Genomic DNA, 18,421 nt, shown 5'->3' with positions numbered 1-18,421 from the left:
ATGCTGGCCAAACCCTGACTGCTTGTTAGGTGTCTTGTCGATTCACACTCGTGATCAGAATTTCAGAAACGCTGTCGCCCAGATCCTTTTGCACAACCTCAAGCAAGGACTGCCGCAAGGTGTCCAGATTGTCCGAGTGCGTGAAGTTCCCGTCGAACCCACCCATATTGGCGTGATCGAACAGGACCTGAAGGAAACGGTCTCTCAGCTTGGGTTCAAGGGTATAAAAACGGTCGGCGATGCTCGGGTCGGCCTCAAGGCTCAGGGACATTGTGACCATTCCCGCGATGCGATCCGCCTCAACAATCGGGATCACAAATTGCTTGGTCAGTTTGAGATATTCCATTTCACCCGGCTTATCTTTTTTGCCCGGCGATTTTGTTTTTTTGTCTGCAGCGTCGTCCTTCAGCGCTGCTTCTTTGACCTCGGTATCTGCAGTTTTTTGGGCTTCACCTTTGGGGGACAGAACAACACCCGCGCCGATACCGATACCAAGGCCTACCAAAAGCAAAACAAAGGGGAGGAGTTTTCTCATCAATATACAGCCTCAAAAAGGTAAAAGAGTATCCAGAACCTGCTGCCCGTAGCGCGGCTGCTGAACGTCAGTGATTTGCCCGCGACCGCCGTAAGACACACGTGCTGATGCGATCTTGTCATAGGTGATCTCATTCTGGCGCGAGATATCCTGAGGGCGCACATAACCTGCCACCAGCAGTTCGCGCAGCTCGAAATTGACCCGCAATTCCTGTGACCCAGAAATCGACAACACTCCGTTCGGCAAGACATCAACAACGGTTGCCGCGACACGCAGCGTCAGTTTCTCTTTGCGTTTGACCGAACCCCTTCCCCGGCTTGACGAAGCCGAGTCAATTGACACCGCTTCATCCAGAGATGCCCCTTCAGGCAATTGTTCTGCCGCGCGTTGAGGCAGGCCGAACAAACCCGGCACCTCAAGGCTTTCTGACCCAGCGCGCGAGCGATTGGTATCGTTGGAAATTTCGGCCTTTTCGTCCAATTCGATTACGACCGTCAGGATGTCACCTTTCTTGATCGCCCGCTGATCCCCCAGCAACGAGTGTTGGCCGCCGCTCCATAAGGACGCTTGATCAACGGCGCGTTGGGGTTGCGTATGCAGCGGCAATCCCGGCCAAAGCATGGCGACCTGCTCTGCGGAATCCTCATTGGGCGTGAAACTGGGCGGTTTTCCCAAATGATCCACCCGCCCGCAGGCCGTCAGAAGCAGGACGCCAAGTAAGAGTGATTTTGAAAATCCCGACATCATTTAACCTCAATTTGTCCGTCTGGTCGGATGAACCCCATGACTGTTGTGCGCGACGACAAATTCATGACGCGAATACGGTCGCCCACAGCGCCCCGACCCAATGCGCGACCTTCGGCCGTGATTGACAGGGCATGCTGATCAAAGATCAGCACGACTAGGTCATTGCGATCCACAATTGCCGGAGGCCCGACATCCTCCTTGCGGATGGGTCGCCCGGGGTAGAGGGCAATGCGCGCCTCCTGCCCGATCAGATGATCCAATCTGGAAATGGCACCCGGGACATCCTGATCTTTGACCTCAAGATCTTGCGCCGCGATTAATTCCTTGGCGCGAATAGTCCGAACCGGCACCACGATTTCCGCAAGTGCGCTAAGCGGACTAAGGGCTGCCAAAGCGACAATCAGGCCTCGCATCATCGTACCTGCGTTGTTGCGCCCATCATCTGATCGACGGCTGAAATGACTTTGGCGTTCATCTCATACCCCCGCTGGGCTTCAATCAATTCGGTGACTTCGCGAACGGCATCAACCGAGCTGTCCTCAAGATACCCTTGTCGCAATGTACCCAAACCATCTTCACCCGGGGTGCCAACAACAGGGGCGCCGGACGCTTCGGTTTCCTTGAACAAATTGCTACCGATCGCCTCCAGACCCTTTGCGTTTGAAAAGCTCGCAAGGGTAAACTCACCTAGCAACTGACCCTCTGGCGCGTCATCAAAGTAAGCATAGACCTCGCCCGAAGCGTTGATCGAGATCGAGCGCGCATCGTCTGGAATCGTGATTTCCGGAGCCACCGCAAAACCGTCCGACGTGACGATCAGGCCTTCGGCCGAGCGTTTCAGGCTGCCATCGCGGGTAAAGCCCGACTGACCATTAGGCAGTGTGACTTCAAGATATCCGCGGCCTTCGATTGCCATGTCGAGATCATTACCAGTCGCCGAAATCGCGCCTTGCGCCAGTTGCACAGTTACAGCCGCGGGGCGCACGCCCAAACCCAGTTGAATACCCGTCGGCAGAACCGTTCCGTCGTTGGCGTTAATGCTCCCGGCGCGTGCCATCTGCTGATAGTGGAGATCGGCAAACTCGGCCCGCCGCGCGTTGTATCCGGTTGTGTTCATATTCGCGAGGTTGTTCGAGATTGTCTCAACCCGCATCTGTTGCGCCGTCATACCCGTCGCCGCTATTTTCAATGCCCGCATGTTCAAATCCTCCGTTCCAAAGTCACCGCATCAGCGCCTTCAGCGCCCCGCGTACACGTTCGTCTTCGGTTTCCAGAAAGCTTTGGCCCAGCTCATAGGCCCGTTGAATTTCAACCAGCCGGGTGACCTGATGCACCGCGTTCACGTTTGAGCCTTCGAGGAACCGGTGCAGAACCACCGGATTGTCCACCGGATCGATCTGAGCCTCGGCGCGGAACTGGGTGCTGCCCTCACGCACCAGCGTCTTGGGGTCTTCGACCCGGTAGATGCCGATCTGCCCCAAAAGCTGCCCTTCGATGCTGAGCGTGCCGTCGCTGCCTACGTCGATCGAGGACGCGTCCGGTGGGATGAAAACCGGCGCGCCGTTAACGTCCAGCACCCGGTGCCCGTCCATGGTCACCAGATCACCTTCGGCACTGGGGGAAAACGCCCCTGCCCGGGTCAGCCGATTGCCGCCGGGTGTCTCGACCATGAAGAAACCGTCGCCCTCGATGGCGAAATCGAAATCCCCTCCGGTCTCGGTCAGCAGACCCTGTTGCAGCGATGTATTGCGCACCTCGGCCCGTGCCATGGACAGGGACGGATTGCCCGGCATATCGCGCACGAATTCGGAAAACACCAAGCCCTGCGCGCGGTAGCCGGTGGTGTTGGCATTGGCGATGTTATTCGCCACCAGCCGCATTTCATTCATCAGCCCCGACTGGCGGGACAGGGTGGTATAGGCGGTATCCATCAGCGACCTCCGGCGATCAGCGGGATGAGGGTTGTGGTGAAAAAGGTCACCAGCGTCTGGGTCATGAAGCCCATGGAAATCCAGAAAACGATGACGATGGCGATTAGTTTGGGCACGAAGGTCAGCGTCATTTCCTGCACCGAGGTCAGCGCCTGGAACAGGCCCACGATCAGGCCCGAAACCAGCGCCACCGCCAGAATCGGGACCGAGGTGATAACCGCGACCCAAAGCGCCTGACGCACGATGTCATAGAAGAGACCTTCGCTCAGCATCAGGTCAGACCGGCATCCGCAGAATTTCCTGATACGCCTCAACCACCTTGTTGCGGACGATCACGGCGGTTTCCACAGCCAGTTCGGTCTGTGCCAGCGCCTGAACCAGCGCATGCGGATCGGCCTGCCCGGTCATGGCCGCCTGTGATATCTGTTCAGACTGTTTCAGCGTCGCGGTGAAGTCCTGAAACGTGCTGCGCAGCCCCTGCGCCATTCCAGCGTGATCGGGATCGGCCTGCGTGGCCGGCCGGGCAACGGCATAGTTCTGTGCCGCGGTCAGGGATCGGATATCCATTCTGGTGTCCTTTATTTTCTGAGAAGTTCCATAAGGCTCGACGACATCTGCCGTGTCTGGTCGAACATCTTGAGATTGGCCTCGTAGCTGCGCTGCGCCTCGCGGGCGTCGGCGATCTCGATCATCAGATCGACATTCGAGCCGCGATAATGGCCGGTTTCATCCGCCATCGGATGGCCGGGATCGTAAATGCGCGAACCGTCGCGGCGGTCCAGCTTGACCCGTCCGGTCTGCACCACCTCACGCCCGTCTTTCTGCACGGTTTCAAACGGCACGGTTTTGCGACGATAGCCCGGTGTGTCAGCATTCGAGATATTCTCGGACACGTGCCGCAGACGCGCCGATTGCGCGCGCAGGGCACTGGTCGAAGCGGCAAGGGAATGGGAAAAATCACTCATCTCTCGGCCCCCTTACGCCCGGCCCAGACTGCTGCGCAGGATGTTCATCGAGGATTTGTAGATGGTCAGCGCGCGGTCATGCTGACGCTTGACCTCAACCGCCTTGAACATCTCTTCCTCAACCGAGATGCCGTTGCCATTGGGATCGCCCGAGGGCGCGACCTCATACTCGGCCCAGGGCTGCGGAGCGTTTGAACCGTTCAGATGCCCGGCGCGGGTGGCGGTCATCGCGACCTCACCCCCCGATTTTTCGAATGCTTTTTGAAAACCCTCAAGGTCGCGGGGCTGGTAGCCCGGCGTATCCGCATTGGCCATGTTGCGCGCGATGACAGCCTGCCGTTGCCCGGCATGGGTTGCCATTGCGTACGCTGTTTTAAAGACGTTCAGGTCAGAGAACATCGGGGCTTCTCCCTCGATCAATTTCAATCAAGGCTTAACCCCGATTCCTTTAGAAACCGTTTTCAGAAACCCGTTGGAGAACCCACGATGTCCGATCTCGACCCAAGCTTGCTGAAATGCGAATTCGACCGTCTGTCTGCCGTTCGGCATATGGGTCTTGTGTCTGGCGTGGCGCGCGGAGTCATTGAAATTCAAGGGCTTGAGGGGAAAGCACGGATCGGCGACCACCTGACTTTGCGGCGACGCAGCGGCCCGGATCTGGCCGGAGAGGTGCTGCATGTCGAATCGGATCTGATTCACATGATGCCCACGGCAGCACCCGATGGCGTCTGTCTGGGGGATCGGGTGATTCTGGATCAGACCCCGGCCTTTGCGCCCGGAATGCACTGGCTGGGGCGGGTAGTTGATCCATTCGGAAAACCGCTGGACGGCAAGCCCCTGCTGCCCGGCACGGAAGAGCGTGACATCATGCAGGCCCCGCCCCCCGCCGTGGCCCGCAAACCGCTGGGCGACCGGATGGAAACCGGGCTGGCCATCCTCAACACCATGCTGCCTGTGGTTCAGGGTCAGAGGATCGGTCTGTTCGCCGGGTCAGGCGTGGGTAAATCGACCCTGCTGGCCACATTGACCAAGTCAATGCAGGCGGATGCCGTTGTCGTCGCTTTGGTCGGGGAACGCGGGCGCGAGGTGAATGAGTTCGTCGAACATGCCTTGGGCGCGGAAGGGATGAAACGGTCGGTTGTGGTGGCCGCCACGTCCGATCAGTCAGCACTGGCGCGCAGGCGCTGCGCGTGGTCGGCGATGTCCGTGGCCGAGTATCTGCGCGATCAGGGGCTGAATGTTCTGTTCCTGGCCGACTCGGTGACCCGATTTGCCGAAGCGCATCGCGAGATTGCCGTCGCCATGGGAGAGGCCCCGTCGCTGCGGGGTTTCCCTCCGTCCGTGACACCTCTGATCGCCGGCCTGTGCGAACGTGCGGGACCCGGCACTGCAGATCAGGGCGACATCACCGCCGTGTTCAGCGTTCTGGTGGCCGGATCGGATATGGATGAACCCGTGGCCGACATCCTGCGCGGCGTGCTGGACGGGCATATCGTGCTGAATCGCGACATTGCCGAGCGTGGGCGCTTTCCAGCGATCGACCTCAGCCGATCGGTCTCGCGCAGCCTGCCCGGCGCGGCGTCCGAGGAGGAAAACCGCATGATCGCCGAAACCCGCAAACTGGTCGGCAGCTATGAACAATCCGAGGTGATGATCAAAGCGGGGCTGTATTCCGAGGGTGCCGACCCGCTGCTGGATCAGGCCGTGCGTGTGCATGAGGACCTGGATGCCTTCTTTGGCAAGGCCGAACCGGATGGGATCAAAAACAGCTTCAACCATCTGCAACTGATCCTGCGACGGGCCGGGCCCATGGCACCGCGGTGAAATCTGAACAGTTTTAAGTGTTAAGCCCACCTTAAGACCTGCACGGCTACGCCTGTAGTCGGGTGATAGAAAAAGGTGGTGGAGATGGGTGCGCAAACCAATGCGGCGCCAATCATCATCAAGAAGAAACGTGTGTCCGGTGGCGATGGCCACCATGGTGGCGCGTGGAAAGTCGCATATGCCGACTTTGTCACGGCCATGATGGCGTTCTTCATGTTGATGTGGCTGTTGAACGCAACGACAGAAAAACAACGCAAGGGGCTGGCGGACTATTTCTCGCCAACAATACCTCTGAGTCCTTCGTCGGGTGGCGGCGATGGCGCTTTTGGTGGGAACAATATGTTCTCGGAGGAGACACTGGTCATGGACGGCTCTGGCGCCAGTAAGCGCAGTCCGACCACGGCGCGTCAGGCGCGCGGCTCGATTGGCGTCAACACCGAAGGTGGGCGTGACAGTACCAAGGCATTCTCGACCCTTGAGGCCCATCTTATGGGGCGCACCGGCGAAAGTATGGTGTCGGACAAAGTCCTGAAACATATCGTCACGCGCGTGACCGACGAAGGGCTGGTGGTAGAGCTATTCGACACCGAGGATCAGCCGCTTTTCGAATCAGAAAGCGATGTTCCGACATCCATGACGCGTGCGCTTGCTTTGTTGGTGGCGCGGTCCTCGGACCTTGTGACAAACCAAATAGCTGTTGAAGGACATGTCAGTTCTACACCTGTCGTGTTGGCGCAAAACCCGAATTGGAACCTGTCGACCTCACGTGCACAAAAGGTGCGGCAGATGCTGCAAAACAAGGGGGTTTTACCTGCAAGGGTGGATCGAGTCGCTGGCCACGCCGACCGTGAATTAGCCCATGACAATCCAATGGCTGTTCGAAACAATAGGATTGAGATCATCTTCCTGCGCAATCCCTAGACGAAAAGGATAGCGCGCATTTTAGCTGTTAGCGCGCTGTTAAGAGCCCGCGCGTTAGCTGTTGCTTCAAGGATTGACGCAACAGAAGGGCGTGCCAATGACAATTTCATCTTCGCTGAACGCCGGTGTGGCCGCACTTAAGGCCAATGCAAACCGGCTAGCCACGATTTCGGACAATATCGCAAACTCATCCACTTTTGGGTACAAGCGGGTTGAAACGGATTTCCATTCAATGGTCACGTCCGGACAGGGCGGCAGCTATTCTGCAGGCGGTGTCAGGACAACCAGCCAGCGCCTGATCGATCAGCGTGGTTCACTTGTAACGACAAATAATTCAACCGATCTGGCCGTAAGAGGCCGCGGCATGCTGCCAGTGCGACCCAGTTCTCAGATCGCTGGCGGTTCGAATGAGATGCTTTTGACCACCACAGGTTCGTTCCGCACCAACGAAGAAGGGTACCTTGTCACCGAGTCTGGTTTGGTGCTGCTGGGCTGGCGCGCGAATCCTGATGGTTCGATACCGTCTGTGCCGCGCGATACACCTGCGGCACTTGAACCCATCCAACTCAGCGTCAATCAACTATCCGGTGCCCCAACCACGCAAATGAACCTGCGTATGAACTTGCCCGCAACGGCAACAGATGCAGGCGCGCCCGGTGATACTCAGCCTTTGTCTGTCGAGTACTTCGACAATTTGGGCAAGTCTGAGAGCGTAGATATCGAACTGGTTCCGACTGTTCCTGCTACAGGCTCCAGCAATGAATGGACAATGATCCTGCGCGACTCGACTTCGGGCAACGCGATTATCGGGGAATACACGCTGACGTTTACCGATAGCCGGACGGCAGGCGGTACATTGGCCAGCGTGACAGCCGTGTCCGGTGGTGCCTATGACCCGGCGACCGGCAGCGTTATCGTAAACGTTGCGGGCGGCCCTATGGAAGTGAATTTCGGCCAGCTCGGCGATGCGGACGGCATCACTCAGCTATCGGATACTTTTGCGCCGGTCTCGATTACGCGCGACGGCTCGGCGGTCGGGACAATGACCAGCGTTCAGGTTGATGAAAACGGCTATGTCTATGCTTTCTATGACACCGGGGTCAGCCGCAGGATGTTCCAGATTCCGCTTGCGGATGTACCAAACCCAAACGGGCTAACGGCGCTGGACAGTCAAACCTATGCGCCATCGCGTGAAAGCGGCACATTTTTCCTTTGGAACGCGGGTGAAGGTCCGACCGGAGATCTGGTTTCCTTTGCACGCGAAGAATCCACAACGGACGTGGCGACCGAACTGACCTCGATGATTCAGACACAGCGGGCGTACTCTTCAAGCGCCAAGGTAATTCAGACCGTCGACGAGATGCTGCAGGAAACCACGAATATCAAACGCTGATTTGAACGTTACTTCTGAAAAGGGACCTGTGTCATGAATATGTCGACTGCCTTGAACAACGCCATCGGCGGGTTAACTGCGGCCAGCCGCGGTGCTGCTGTGGTGTCCGACAACATTGCAAATGCCCTTACCCCCGGATTTGCGCGCCGAAGCCTTGAGCTTTCCACCAACACAATCGCCGGTCACGGTGTGAAGTCGATGGGAGTTGTTCGACACCAAGACCCGGTTCTTACGGCGAACCGTCGCACCGCCGAGGCGGACCTGACGCAGAAATCCACGATATCCGACTTTTATGACATGCTGGAAAGGCTGGTCGGCACTGCCGACGACCCCACTTCGATTTCTAGCCGCCTTTCTGATTTCGAGGCCAGCCTGATCACGGCTACCAGCCTTCCGGATTCGTCGGAAAGACTGGATCAGGTTGCACGCACCGCGCGTGATCTATCCGATAGTCTGAACGCAGCGTCCGAGGGTCTTCGACAGGTCCGTTCGGGCGCGGATCGGGCAATCGGAAAGTCCGTAGAGGCACTAAACCAGACGCTCAAAGATATCGAAGCACTGAACGCGCGTATCCCGGCAGTCAAATACGCGGGCGGCGAGATTGGCGCGCTGCTGGATCAGCGTCAGGTACTGATAGACCAGGTCAACGAACTGGTTCCGGTTAACGTTGTTCCGCGCGCCAATGATCAGATTTCTCTTTATTCGAACGGCGGCCTGATCTTGCTTGAAGGGGCGGCTGCTGAATTTTCCTTCAACACTACCGGTGACACGAAACCTCATATGACGGTCGCCAATGGTCTGTTGTCCGATCTGCAATTGAATGGCAACCCTGTTCGCACGGAAGGGAACAGTGCTCAGATAAAAGGCGGGGCGTTGGCCGCGCAGTTCGAGATCCGAGACTCGCTGGCGATCGAAGCTCAGACAAACTTGGATGCTGTGGCTCGCGACTTGATCGAACGGTTCGAGACACCTGGCCTGGACCCGAGCGCTCTGCCGACTGACCCGGCCCTGTTTACAGACGCAGGCAATCGGTTCGACGCAACAGCACCCGCAGGGCTGGCGTCACGCATTCGCCTGAACGCCATCGTCGACCCGGACAATGGCGGACAAAGCTGGAAGTTACGCGCAGGCATCGGGGCAGCAACGCCAGGGGACGCGGGTAGTGCCGCACAGCTCATGGCATTTGGAGCGGTTCTGGAACAGGCGCGTCCGGTTGCCGGGTCAGTCTTTGGCACCGGAGACATGCGCGCCAGCGACCTGACAGAAGCCCTTTTGTCAAAGGTCGGTGCGGACGCGCACACTGCCAACCAGCGCCGCGTCTTTGCCAACAGCACCCATGTGGAAATGACCAAAATCGAAGCGGAGCAAGGCGTGGATACGGATCAAGAGCTTCAGCGCCTGATGCAGATTGAGCAAATCTATGCCGCGAATGCACGTCTCATCTCGGTGGTGGATGAGCTTATGGAAACGTTGTTGAGGTTGTGAGCATGAATCTGACATCCATCGGAGACCTCGCCAGAGGGCTGACTTTGAAAACCCGCGCGACAGAGATCAAAGGCCAGATCGAAACCTTGTCGTACGAAATGTCTACGGGCAAGGTGCAGGACGTGTCCGGACGCCTTGATGGGGATTACTCTCATCTTCTGGATCTTGATCGTAGTTTGGTTCGGCTGGATGCGTTTCAGGTTGCAACCGCCGAGGCTGGTTTATTCACGGATGCCATGCAGCGCAGCCTGACAACGATTGACGACTCGGTCATTGAGATTACCGCAGCCCTACTGTCATTTGGCACGTCGAACCAGACGGTCACGCATGAAAACGCGTCTGTTCAGGCCCGAAACAAACTGGACACGATTATGTCCGCATTGAATTCCAGGGCCGGAGGTCGCAGTCTGTTTTCCGGTACGGCAACGGATGTGTCCCCTCTGCCTTCAACAGATACTCTGCTTACCGCTTTGGAGGCTGAACTGACTGGCCTGACAACCACAGCAGATATTCAGTTGGCGGCAGAAAACTGGTTCAACGATCCGACCGGGTTCGATGCGGTGATTTATCAAGGCTCTGACACAACGCTTTCACCGATGCAGATTTCCGAAAATGAACGCGTCACCGTGCCGTTGACCGCGACGGACCCAACTTTGAAGGCTGCCCTGCGCGACATCGCAGTTGCTGCGTTGGTATCGGACAACGGTCTAAACCTTCCGCGTGATCAACGAACCGATCTTTTCACAAATCTTGGTGTCCAATTGGCCAACACGCAGAACGAAACCGTCAACTTGCGCGCTCAGGTCGGCGCAGCAGAGGCACGGATTGAACAGGCCGCCACGCGAAATAGCGCCGGGCGCACCAGCTTGGAATTCAGCCGAAACAAGCTAATCGCAGCAGATCCATACGAGACGGCTGCACAACTTCAAACCGTGCAATTCCAGCTAGAAAGCCTGTATTCTGTCACAGTTCGCAATGCGAACCTGTCGTTAGTGAATTTCCTGCGATGAGAGCTTTGATATTTCTTTTGTTCCTGTTGCCCGGCTTGGCATCAGCCGGCGCGATCCGCTTGAAAGATCTGGTGGATTTCGACGGAGTTCGGGGCAACGATCTGGTTGGCTACGGCCTTGTTGTCGGCTTGAACGGCACGGGAGACGGGTTGAGGAACTCTCCGTTCACCGAAGAGATCATGTCCAACATTCTCGAACGTCTGGGCGTCAACGTCACCGGTGAAGATTTCCGGCCCAAAAACGTGGCTGCGGTCTTGGTAACAGCGAGCTTGCCACCATTCGCCAGAGTAGGTGGACAGATCGACGTCACCGTGTCTGCAATCGGGGATTCCAACAGCCTGCTGGGCGGAACCCTGATCATGACGCCACTGAACGCAGCCGATGGACAGATCTACGCGGTCGCCCAAGGCACTGTTTTGGCCGGTGGTGCTGTCGCTGAAGGTGAGGCCGCCTCGGTCGTGCGCGGTGTCCCCACATCCGGGGTGATTCCGTCCGGTGCACGCGTAGAGCGGGAAATCGACTTTGATCTCTCGACGCTGACGCAAATGCGGCTCGCGCTGCGTGAACCGGACTTTACAACCGCAGGACGGATCGAGACGGCGATCAATTCGGAATTCAACCGAGCCGTCGCGATCATGCGAGATTCGGGCACTGTAGAATTGAACATCCCCGCTACTGAGGCTCTCTCGACGGCGCATGCCCTGCGGCGGATAGAGAACATCCTTGTCGAACCGGAAACCAAAGCTCGGGTCGTTGTTGATCAGCGGTCAGGGACAATCGTCATGGGGCAAGAGGTTCGCATTTCCCGTGTCGCCGTCTCGCAAGGCAATCTGACCCTGACCGTCGAGGAAGCCCCGATCGCAGTTCAACCCAATCCGTTTGCCCGTGGTGAAACTGTAGTGGTCCCCCGGACAATCGCAGGCATCGAAGAAGAAGAGGGCACAGGATTGGCCGAAATTCCCGAAGCTACCACTTTGTCCGAAGTGGTTGCGGGCCTTAACGCCTTGGGTGTTTCGCCCCGCGACATGATCGATATTCTCAAAACAATCAAAGCCGCGGGTGCACTACATGCTGAATTTATCGTGCGCTAAACACGCCGGTGAATTCGTAACGTCAATTTGACCCACATCCGGGCAAGTACAGCCCAATGGTTGTCACTTGGATTTCCAACTGCTCAGCCATTGTTTGAATCTGCTGCCTCTTTCCTCGATCGCGTCGCCCGCAGCGTATAGCCCGTCTTCAACGTTTTCGATCATCGGGTCTACTCGTGCTTGTCTGAAACGACGCCAGCGGACCCAAATGGCCCAGAGCAAGGCCGCAAAAACAACAAGGAAAATGATGTTGAACCACGGAATAATCCGCACATTCGGATCGTCGACAGACCAGATTTTGACAGCGTTCGGGAAAATCGAAAGAAACTCACTGCGCCAGCCATAGTGACGAACCACGACCCAGCGCGGCGCCTCGGTCGTTGACTTCAAATCTGCGGCCTCGGCCTGAAGGTTCGAAGAGTTCAGCTTGAAATAGGGCGGCCAACCCCAACCTGTGTCCTCATTTCGGTACACCATGACCTTACCGTTGGTCTTGCGCGTCTGAATGAAAAACACATCGCGGTTCGGTGTCGTCGCATCGCTTCCAACATCATGAACCGACCAGAAAATGCTGTTCTCACCCGGGTCAATCCGCTTTTCATAAGTGTCGGAAATCCGAACCACATCATGCTGCGGAAGCGTATAGTTCAGCACCGAGGCTATCGTGCCCCAAAACAGAATGATGATGGCCCATTTGACGTAACGCATTTGCGAAACCCTCACATGAAATTCGATACATAAATCAGGATTGCGATCAGACCCAGCGGCACAACGTAAATCCCAAGGATCAGTTTTCGGCGAAATGATCCATCATATTTTTCTAATCCGCGCCGGACAAAAGCGTCCCGGTCCCCTGACAGCCCTTTTTTTTCCCAATGCGCGATCAATTTACCGCGTCGCACCCATCGTGAATAGAGCGACACTCCGACGTACAGAATGGTCAGGAAGATCAGTAAGGGAACCAGAAAACGCAGTGCCACAAACATCTAACTTCTCCCAACCGCGCCCCAAGGACCAACGCGCGCGATAATGTCGTCGCTGACCCGGTCGCCGCTCATATCGGGTTCATGACCATAAAGAGCCGCGCGCGCACCTGCTTTGTCTACCTGATACTCACACGCAAGGAAGTCGGCAACATAAGCTTTCTTGCTGTCTGACCAGGTTTTGTACGTACTGTAAAACAGCTCTTTGTGGCAGATGAACATCTGACGCGGGTCAAGCGGAGCAAGCTCGGCCAAAAGCATGTTCACCAAATCGCGGTTCGGTGTATCCGCCGCACGCAATGTATAGAAATAAGCCGGATGATCCGAGGTGATACGCGGCCACGGCCCGCCATCACTTGCCCAGCGCAACAATTCAGCAAGACCCTGGTAAGCCTCTGGCAGTTGATCGGCATGGTTGCGGGCCAGCCGCCGCATATCGCTGCGATCCAGCCCCGTCAGATCGACACCCGCGTCGGCCGCCGCATGGATGGTCAGAAAATCCATCTTTTGCTGTAGAACGGCAGCCGAATTCACACCGCGCGCCTCAATGATCGTTTCAACCAGACCGTTGTCGTTCAGGAAGGCCGCAATTCGGTGCCGTTGCGAAAGGTCAAAAACATGGTCGATCGGCAGTTTTTCTGGCCGATCACTCATACAAATCGCGGCCGGGTAATCCAGATCAGGAAAAAGATAGAGCCCGCCGAAATGCGCCGTCCAGAAATTACACTGTTCAAACGTTGTGTGGCGCAGGCGAACCGGGTTGCGGGTCACGTCGCCCGTTTCCTGCGCCGTTTTGATCATCTTTGCGATCAGCACGTCGTCAAACCAGGCGTCCTCTTCGGTTTTGAAGCGTTCGACCATGCCCGCCAGTTGCTCGGCTTTGCGGAGGGTACCGCCGACGGTGTCCGCCTCAATCTCAATCTTTCGCAAACTCAACAGCTCGGCTGGTGTCGTGAGTTTGAAGACCGAGTTCACCAGCTCTCCAGCAACGGCATCCGTGGCGGTAAGGGCGAACAGTTGCGCCTCGTTCATCTCGATGAATTCGCGCAAAATATCGCGCGAGGTCGAGAATTTGACGTTCAGCAGCGGCGCGCGTTTCTGCTCGGTCGTCAGCAGAATGAACTGCCGGTTGACCCCATTGGGATTGAGGTAGAGCGGATCGTCCAACTCCTGACCGATCTCAGGGGAATAGCCCGAGATATCGACATGAAAATCCGTCAGCTGAGTGGTCTTATCAGCCAGATGCTGCAACGCGCGGTTATACCGCTCGACCAAGGCCGGGCTGGAGATGTGGACGAGGTTTCCGAACATCAGGCCTTTTTCGATGAGGCGGATCATGTCTTAATCTATCCTTCCACAGCTCGTCTGCTCAGCCGTCATGACCTCACCCTTTTCATTGCTCCACCGTCTCTCTGAAAGCCCGAGTTGTATGTTTCGGACAAGTAGCAGGGGAGCCCAGTAAATCGCAGTCCCTAAGAATAAGATAACTATGTCGCCAGGAACTAGAGGACGTAAGCTAATTGCATCAAACAAAACCTGAAGCACAGATAAACTGGCGAACACGAAAACACTTCCGAGTAGGAAACGTTTCACCCCCGTCCACGCGCGCCCTGTCTTCTTTGAGACAAAGCGAGGCGCGACAAAGCAAACAAATAAGATACACAGCCCAACAAGAAACCCGAATAGAGTCATTTTCCAACCTTTGGTTTTTGTCGTCTGCAACACTTCATCTACAGCGCCCTCCTGAACCGACCAACAACTACAACCGCCAGAATAAATAACGGCAACGCAAACGCCCGCGCAGTAATCTGCAGGTTGAACCCGATATAAGACACCACGCTGCCTTCAAAAAGGATCAGTGACTCTTCCCACGAGGTCCCCTCGAACCCGCTGCCTGCGTTCACGCCGAACTGAGTGAAAAACAGTACCGCCACGGCGGCCAAAAATCCGAATACACCCCAACGCAAGGGCAGAATCAGACCCAAAACAAGGGCCAAACCAGTGATTGCGAGTGTTAATGTCATGTCGTTGCCTCCTTTGACTGACAGAGCGCATCGGTGTGCGCTCTGACGCTCAAAGTCTGCGTGATCACATGCGGTAACAACGACCGACCAAGAAAACGTGAAGGCATTTCAGCTAACTGATCTAAACAGTTTGTTTGCAAGACCAGAGCAACCGTCACCCCTTGCCCTCCAGATACCGTCGCTTGGCCTCTTCCATCCGGCCCATCTCACGCACGGCATCCTCGATGGCGACCTCGTCGCTCTTGTCGGCATAGCGGAATTCGCTGTCGGCGTAGCGGTTGATCTCTTGCATCACCATCTCCACCGTGATCGGCTGGCGCAGGTCCTCGATCATGGCCTTCTTTGTGTCGTAGTCGCGGAACAGGAACAGGTCGGGGTTCTCCATCCACTCATCCGGCAGTTCGAAGTCCATCGCGCGGACCTTGACCGCGTCGGTGATGTTCTTGATCGCGCGGCCCGTAAACCGCTCGTCCGCCTGCTGGATCGCCTTGAGGTAGGTGCCAAGCTTGGCAATCGTGTCCATCTGCCCGATCTCACCGGACACCCGGTCATAGACCTGCAGCAGCGCGTCCTCATGTGGGCGGGAGTGGCTTTCGAAACTGGCGGCGACGGCCTTCTTGATCTCCTGCGCGGCATAGGCTTCGTGTTCGCCCAGCGGGATGTCGTGGTTGCGGCCCATCAGCAGGTGCAGGATGTCGATGTAATCCTCGCGCGTTTGCGGCCCGTCCACCAGAAACCGCGCGCCAGCCCGTTGGCGCAGGGCGTCGTCCACATTCTCGGGGTAATTCGAGAACATGCCAAAGGTGCAGTTGCCGCGCACGACGGTGTTGGCACCGGCAAAGCTTTCCATCAGCACGGCGGTGATTTCCAACTGCCCAGCGCTGGACTGCCGGTCGCCGCGCTTGCCCGCCAGTTGGTCTATATCGTCGATGGTGCCAAAGCCGATCACCGAGGGGTCGATGATCGTATTAATAAACGCCTTGGCGTTCTGGCCAGACTTGCCCTGATAGCTGTCGATATTTTCAGTGCTCAGGTTCTGATAGCGGAACGGGTAGCCCGCGTTTTGGCAATAGTCGTTGATCAGCCCCGCCATCATCTGGATCAGGGTCGTCTTGCCCGTGCCCGGTTTGCCGTCGCCCATAAAGGTAAAAATGAACCCGCCAAGCTCGGCAAACGGATTCAGACGACGGTCGAAATCATACGCCATCAGCATCTTGGCCAGCTTCATGGCCTGGTACTTGGCGATATGGTTGCCCACCACCTCATTCGGTTTCTTGAACGTCATCGTCAGGGTGGTGGATTTCGCCTTTGAGGCCGGTTCAAACCCCCGGATCGTCAGATCGTCGGCCTCGATATGCCAGGCGGCATTCTGGAACGGGACCAGACGACCGGCGGACTGCGCGCGTAGGGCGGTCTTGTCCATCAACTGCTCGGCATAGGCGCTGGTGGCTGCGATCAGATGCGTGTCGTCGGGCGCGTGTTTGGCCAGCATCTGGTCAAGCTCCCAAAGCGCGCCGTGCAGCGCAAGTTGGCCATTGTCGGTCAGAACCTCCTCGATTTCGCCGATATCGACGGTGGTCTCGCCCAAATGCGAGGACATCAAATAGGCCAATGCGTTGCCGAATGTATGCAACGTGATCAAAGCCTCAGCCGTCAGCAGTTCCGAGAACTCGGTCTTGCGCGCGGCTGGCAGATCTCCGGCCAGATTGGCCCGTTTCAGGTCGGCCAGCGGAGTTTGCTCGGCATAAGCCTCGGCAACAGCAAAGGCGATGGAAATCGCGCGACGCACGGCTTGCTGGGTGACCGCCTGCGACGGTGAAACCAGCGTATCCCCCTCGTCCGATGCCTCAATCCGATCAACCAGATGCACCCCATCAGCGCGTGCCGTGCGACGTGTCACCAAGCCCGGCGTTGTCGAGCGAAACCGCCGCCCCGTCGATACCCCGGGTGAACGCTCGACCGCTGCTTCAACCGGTTTCGCAATCCTTGGCGCGTGCTCGAACCCGTTCAGCAAGACGGTCGCAGCGGGATAGTGCTTGCGAATATCGTCTTCGCGCAATTCCATTTGGTCTGACGTCAAACTCATTTCAAAATCGCCTTTGTTTTGCTCAATACCTCAAAACCTGCCCGGTTTTGCTGACCACAAACTTGCGCACGTCGGCGAACCCCGGAGGGTTGCGCTCGGCCAAAACCTGAAACGGGCGTTGGGGCAGAATGATCGACCTTTGGGTCCGGGTTGCCCCCGTCTCGGCCCCTTGTCCTCCGAACGGGTCCAACGCGAATATCTCGCGGTCGACAGTTGAAAACCACCCGGCACGTTCCTGGGTCACGTCTTCGCTTTCTAGCTCCTCCAGGGTCCAGGCCAAGGCCCAGTCCTGCCCCACCGGTGCCTGTGCGTCGCCCAACACCTGCCGCAGCGGGCCGGATTGCTCAGTGTAGGCCGAGGAATACATCGGCCCCACATGGATGCGGCGCAAATGCTTCGGGTGCAGGTCGTCGAAGTCCTGATCGAACCCCTTGGCAATCGTCACCAGCTTTAACCCGCCCAAGGACTGCGCCATAAGATGTGCCTGCACGGCGGGCCAGCGGCGCTGGTCTTTGGGCAGGGCAGTTTTGCCGCTATCCTCCAACTGCATCAGGTAGATGACCGGCAGGTTGATCTGGCTGTCATAGACCGCCCAGTGGATCAGGAATTTGCGCCTTTCCCCTTCGTTGCCGATCCAATGACATTCGGGATCGTTGCGGGCCCAGAACAGTTGCCCTTTCAGCAATTCCTCGTAATAGAGCCGTTGGGACAGCGCGAATTGCAGCTTGGTGGGGATTTCCTGATCCCCGATGATCGTGCGCACCATGTCGGTCTTCAGGTCATCGACCGAGGGCATATTCTCCAGATGCACCTGCGCCTGCTGCGCATCATTAGCCATGGTCAGCAATTCAGCCGCCACCGGAAACCCGCTGTCGCGCTTGTCCATGGCAAGGCTGCCAAAGAACCGCCCCGTATCGCGCCCGACCAGCAGGTATTTCATGCTAAGCGCCCGGAACGTGTAGAGCAACCCCGACAGGTACCGCGACACGATCCGCACCTCTTGCTTGCTGATCGCGCCCTCAGCCTCCATCGTCGCGGCCACGCGGAGAAGGTGGACGGTGATCACCTCGAATTTGCGGAAATAGCGGCGCGAGGCGAAGGTGTCGGTTAGTCCCACATGATCTTTAGTGGGGTCAGTCATGCACCACCACCACCAAAGCCACCAAAATCCGGACCGGGCGACTGCCCTCCATCGCCATGGACGTTGGTTGGTAAGCTATTAATTCCCTGCGATCTGCGAAACATCTCCAACCGATAGGTCGACCAAATAGCACCAAGAGCACCAGCGCCGCACAATAGGTAGAAACCATTCACCATCATCGTCAGAAAAAAGATGAGAAAAACGAGCCCGATGGCACCCCAAACAAGCTCACCGTTTCGTTCGACCCATGTCTTGCTTTTGTCTTGCTCTAAGAAAAATGGCATT

The 18,421-nt window shown here is 57.1% G+C and carries 22 protein-coding genes; 6 read left to right on the top strand and 16 right to left on the bottom strand.

Translation table 11 applies throughout. The features are described from left to right. Positions 1 to 25 precede the first annotated feature (25 nt). From ACR0BD_RS16690 to ACR0BD_RS16650, 9 genes are read right to left on the bottom strand one after another with little or no spacing between them, the layout of a single operon-like run. The gene (locus ACR0BD_RS16690) at positions 26 to 535 is read right to left on the bottom strand and encodes a flagellar basal body-associated protein FliL (protein WP_480832091.1); all 510 of its coding nucleotides are present in this window, start codon (positions 533 to 535) and stop codon (positions 26 to 28) included. A gap of 12 nt (positions 536 to 547) precedes the next feature. Continuing rightward, complete coding sequence (gene flgH, locus ACR0BD_RS16685) at positions 548 to 1,279, bottom strand: flagellar basal body L-ring protein FlgH (RefSeq protein WP_480832089.1); 732 nt, start codon at positions 1,277 to 1,279, stop codon at positions 548 to 550. Further along, the gene (flgA, locus tag ACR0BD_RS16680; protein WP_480832209.1) at positions 1,279 to 1,695 is read right to left on the bottom strand and encodes a flagellar basal body P-ring formation chaperone FlgA; all 417 of its coding nucleotides are present in this window, start codon (positions 1,693 to 1,695) and stop codon (positions 1,279 to 1,281) included. The genes flgH and flgA overlap by 1 nt, the downstream gene beginning before the upstream one ends. Next, positions 1,695 to 2,480, bottom strand: a complete 786-nt coding sequence (flgG, locus tag ACR0BD_RS16675; RefSeq protein ID WP_480832087.1) for a flagellar basal-body rod protein FlgG — start codon at positions 2,478 to 2,480, stop codon at positions 1,695 to 1,697. The genes flgA and flgG overlap by 1 nt, the downstream gene beginning before the upstream one ends. Before the next feature lie 22 nt (positions 2,481 to 2,502). Continuing rightward, positions 2,503 to 3,213 carry a flagellar hook-basal body complex protein gene (locus ACR0BD_RS16670; RefSeq protein ID WP_480656544.1) on the bottom strand — a complete coding sequence of 237 codons (711 nt, stop codon included), beginning with the start codon at positions 3,211 to 3,213 and terminating at the stop codon, positions 2,503 to 2,505. Continuing rightward, positions 3,213 to 3,485, bottom strand: a complete 273-nt coding sequence (locus ACR0BD_RS16665; protein WP_058282142.1) for a flagellar biosynthetic protein FliQ — start codon at positions 3,483 to 3,485, stop codon at positions 3,213 to 3,215. Before ACR0BD_RS16665 ends, ACR0BD_RS16670 begins: the two co-directional genes overlap by 1 nt. Positions 3,486 to 3,489: 4 nt before the next feature. Continuing rightward, positions 3,490 to 3,780, bottom strand: a complete 291-nt coding sequence (gene fliE / locus ACR0BD_RS16660; protein WP_480698278.1) for a flagellar hook-basal body complex protein FliE — start codon at positions 3,778 to 3,780, stop codon at positions 3,490 to 3,492. Positions 3,781 to 3,791: 11 nt separating this feature from the next. After that, positions 3,792 to 4,178, bottom strand: a complete 387-nt coding sequence (gene flgC / locus ACR0BD_RS16655; RefSeq protein ID WP_480656548.1) for a flagellar basal body rod protein FlgC — start codon at positions 4,176 to 4,178, stop codon at positions 3,792 to 3,794. A 12-nt stretch (positions 4,179 to 4,190) separates the two neighbouring features. Continuing rightward, the gene (locus ACR0BD_RS16650) at positions 4,191 to 4,577 is read right to left on the bottom strand and encodes a FlgB family protein (RefSeq protein ID WP_480832084.1); all 387 of its coding nucleotides are present in this window, start codon (positions 4,575 to 4,577) and stop codon (positions 4,191 to 4,193) included. Between the two features lie 87 nt (positions 4,578 to 4,664). Between ACR0BD_RS16650 and ACR0BD_RS16645 the strand changes: the two genes are divergently transcribed. The 6 genes from ACR0BD_RS16645 (at position 4,665) to ACR0BD_RS16620 (ending at position 11,902) form a co-directional block, all read left to right on the top strand. After that, entirely contained in the window at positions 4,665 to 6,002 is a 1,338-nt protein-coding gene (locus ACR0BD_RS16645) for a FliI/YscN family ATPase (RefSeq protein WP_480832082.1), read from the top strand. An 84-nt stretch (positions 6,003 to 6,086) separates the two neighbouring features. Further along, entirely contained in the window at positions 6,087 to 6,923 is an 837-nt protein-coding gene (locus ACR0BD_RS16640) for a flagellar motor protein MotB (RefSeq protein ID WP_480832081.1), read from the top strand. Positions 6,924 to 7,020: 97 nt separating this feature from the next. Further along, a complete protein-coding gene (locus tag ACR0BD_RS16635; RefSeq protein WP_480832079.1) occupies positions 7,021 to 8,316 on the top strand; it encodes a flagellar hook protein FlgE in 1,296 nt (431 codons plus the stop codon). 33 nt (positions 8,317 to 8,349) lie between these two features. After that, the gene (gene flgK / locus ACR0BD_RS16630; protein ID WP_480832077.1) at positions 8,350 to 9,801 is read left to right on the top strand and encodes a flagellar hook-associated protein FlgK; all 1,452 of its coding nucleotides are present in this window, start codon (positions 8,350 to 8,352) and stop codon (positions 9,799 to 9,801) included. A 2-nt stretch (positions 9,802 to 9,803) separates the two neighbouring features. Beyond that, a complete protein-coding gene (locus ACR0BD_RS16625; protein WP_480832075.1) occupies positions 9,804 to 10,811 on the top strand; it encodes a flagellin in 1,008 nt (335 codons plus the stop codon). Then, entirely contained in the window at positions 10,808 to 11,902 is a 1,095-nt protein-coding gene (locus ACR0BD_RS16620) for a flagellar basal body P-ring protein FlgI (RefSeq protein WP_480832073.1), read from the top strand. The genes ACR0BD_RS16625 and ACR0BD_RS16620 overlap by 4 nt, the downstream gene beginning before the upstream one ends. Before the next feature lie 63 nt (positions 11,903 to 11,965). Here ACR0BD_RS16620 and ACR0BD_RS16615 read toward each other — a convergent pair whose 3' ends face one another. The 7 genes from ACR0BD_RS16615 to ACR0BD_RS16585 form a co-directional block, all read right to left on the bottom strand. Beyond that, a complete protein-coding gene (locus tag ACR0BD_RS16615; protein WP_480832071.1) occupies positions 11,966 to 12,610 on the bottom strand; it encodes a DUF1523 family protein in 645 nt (214 codons plus the stop codon). A gap of 11 nt (positions 12,611 to 12,621) precedes the next feature. Then, positions 12,622 to 12,888, bottom strand: coding sequence for a hypothetical protein (locus tag ACR0BD_RS16610; RefSeq protein ID WP_480698294.1), 267 nt, complete (start codon positions 12,886 to 12,888; stop codon positions 12,622 to 12,624). Further along, entirely contained in the window at positions 12,889 to 14,223 is a 1,335-nt protein-coding gene (locus ACR0BD_RS16605; RefSeq protein ID WP_480832069.1) for a DUF6638 family protein, read from the bottom strand. 392 nt (positions 14,224 to 14,615) lie between these two features. Then, positions 14,616 to 14,909 carry a hypothetical protein gene (locus tag ACR0BD_RS16600; RefSeq protein WP_480832068.1) on the bottom strand — a complete coding sequence of 98 codons (294 nt, stop codon included), beginning with the start codon at positions 14,907 to 14,909 and terminating at the stop codon, positions 14,616 to 14,618. Between the two features lie 154 nt (positions 14,910 to 15,063). After that, a complete protein-coding gene (locus ACR0BD_RS16595) occupies positions 15,064 to 16,995 on the bottom strand; it encodes an AAA family ATPase (RefSeq protein ID WP_480832066.1) in 1,932 nt (643 codons plus the stop codon). Between the two features lie 22 nt (positions 16,996 to 17,017). After that, on the bottom strand, positions 17,018 to 18,136 hold the full coding sequence (locus tag ACR0BD_RS16590) for a hypothetical protein (protein WP_480832064.1): 1,119 nt from the start codon (positions 18,134 to 18,136) through the stop codon (positions 17,018 to 17,020). Continuing rightward, on the bottom strand, positions 18,133 to 18,420 hold the full coding sequence (locus ACR0BD_RS16585) for a hypothetical protein (RefSeq protein WP_480832062.1): 288 nt from the start codon (positions 18,418 to 18,420) through the stop codon (positions 18,133 to 18,135). Before ACR0BD_RS16585 ends, ACR0BD_RS16590 begins: the two co-directional genes overlap by 4 nt. Between the last annotated feature and the right edge of the window lies 1 nt (position 18,421).

Source organism: Ruegeria sp. G5 (genome assembly GCF_056533365.1).
The sequence above is the reverse complement of the archived record's forward strand: the minus strand, read 5'-3'. Positions and strand labels throughout refer to the sequence as shown.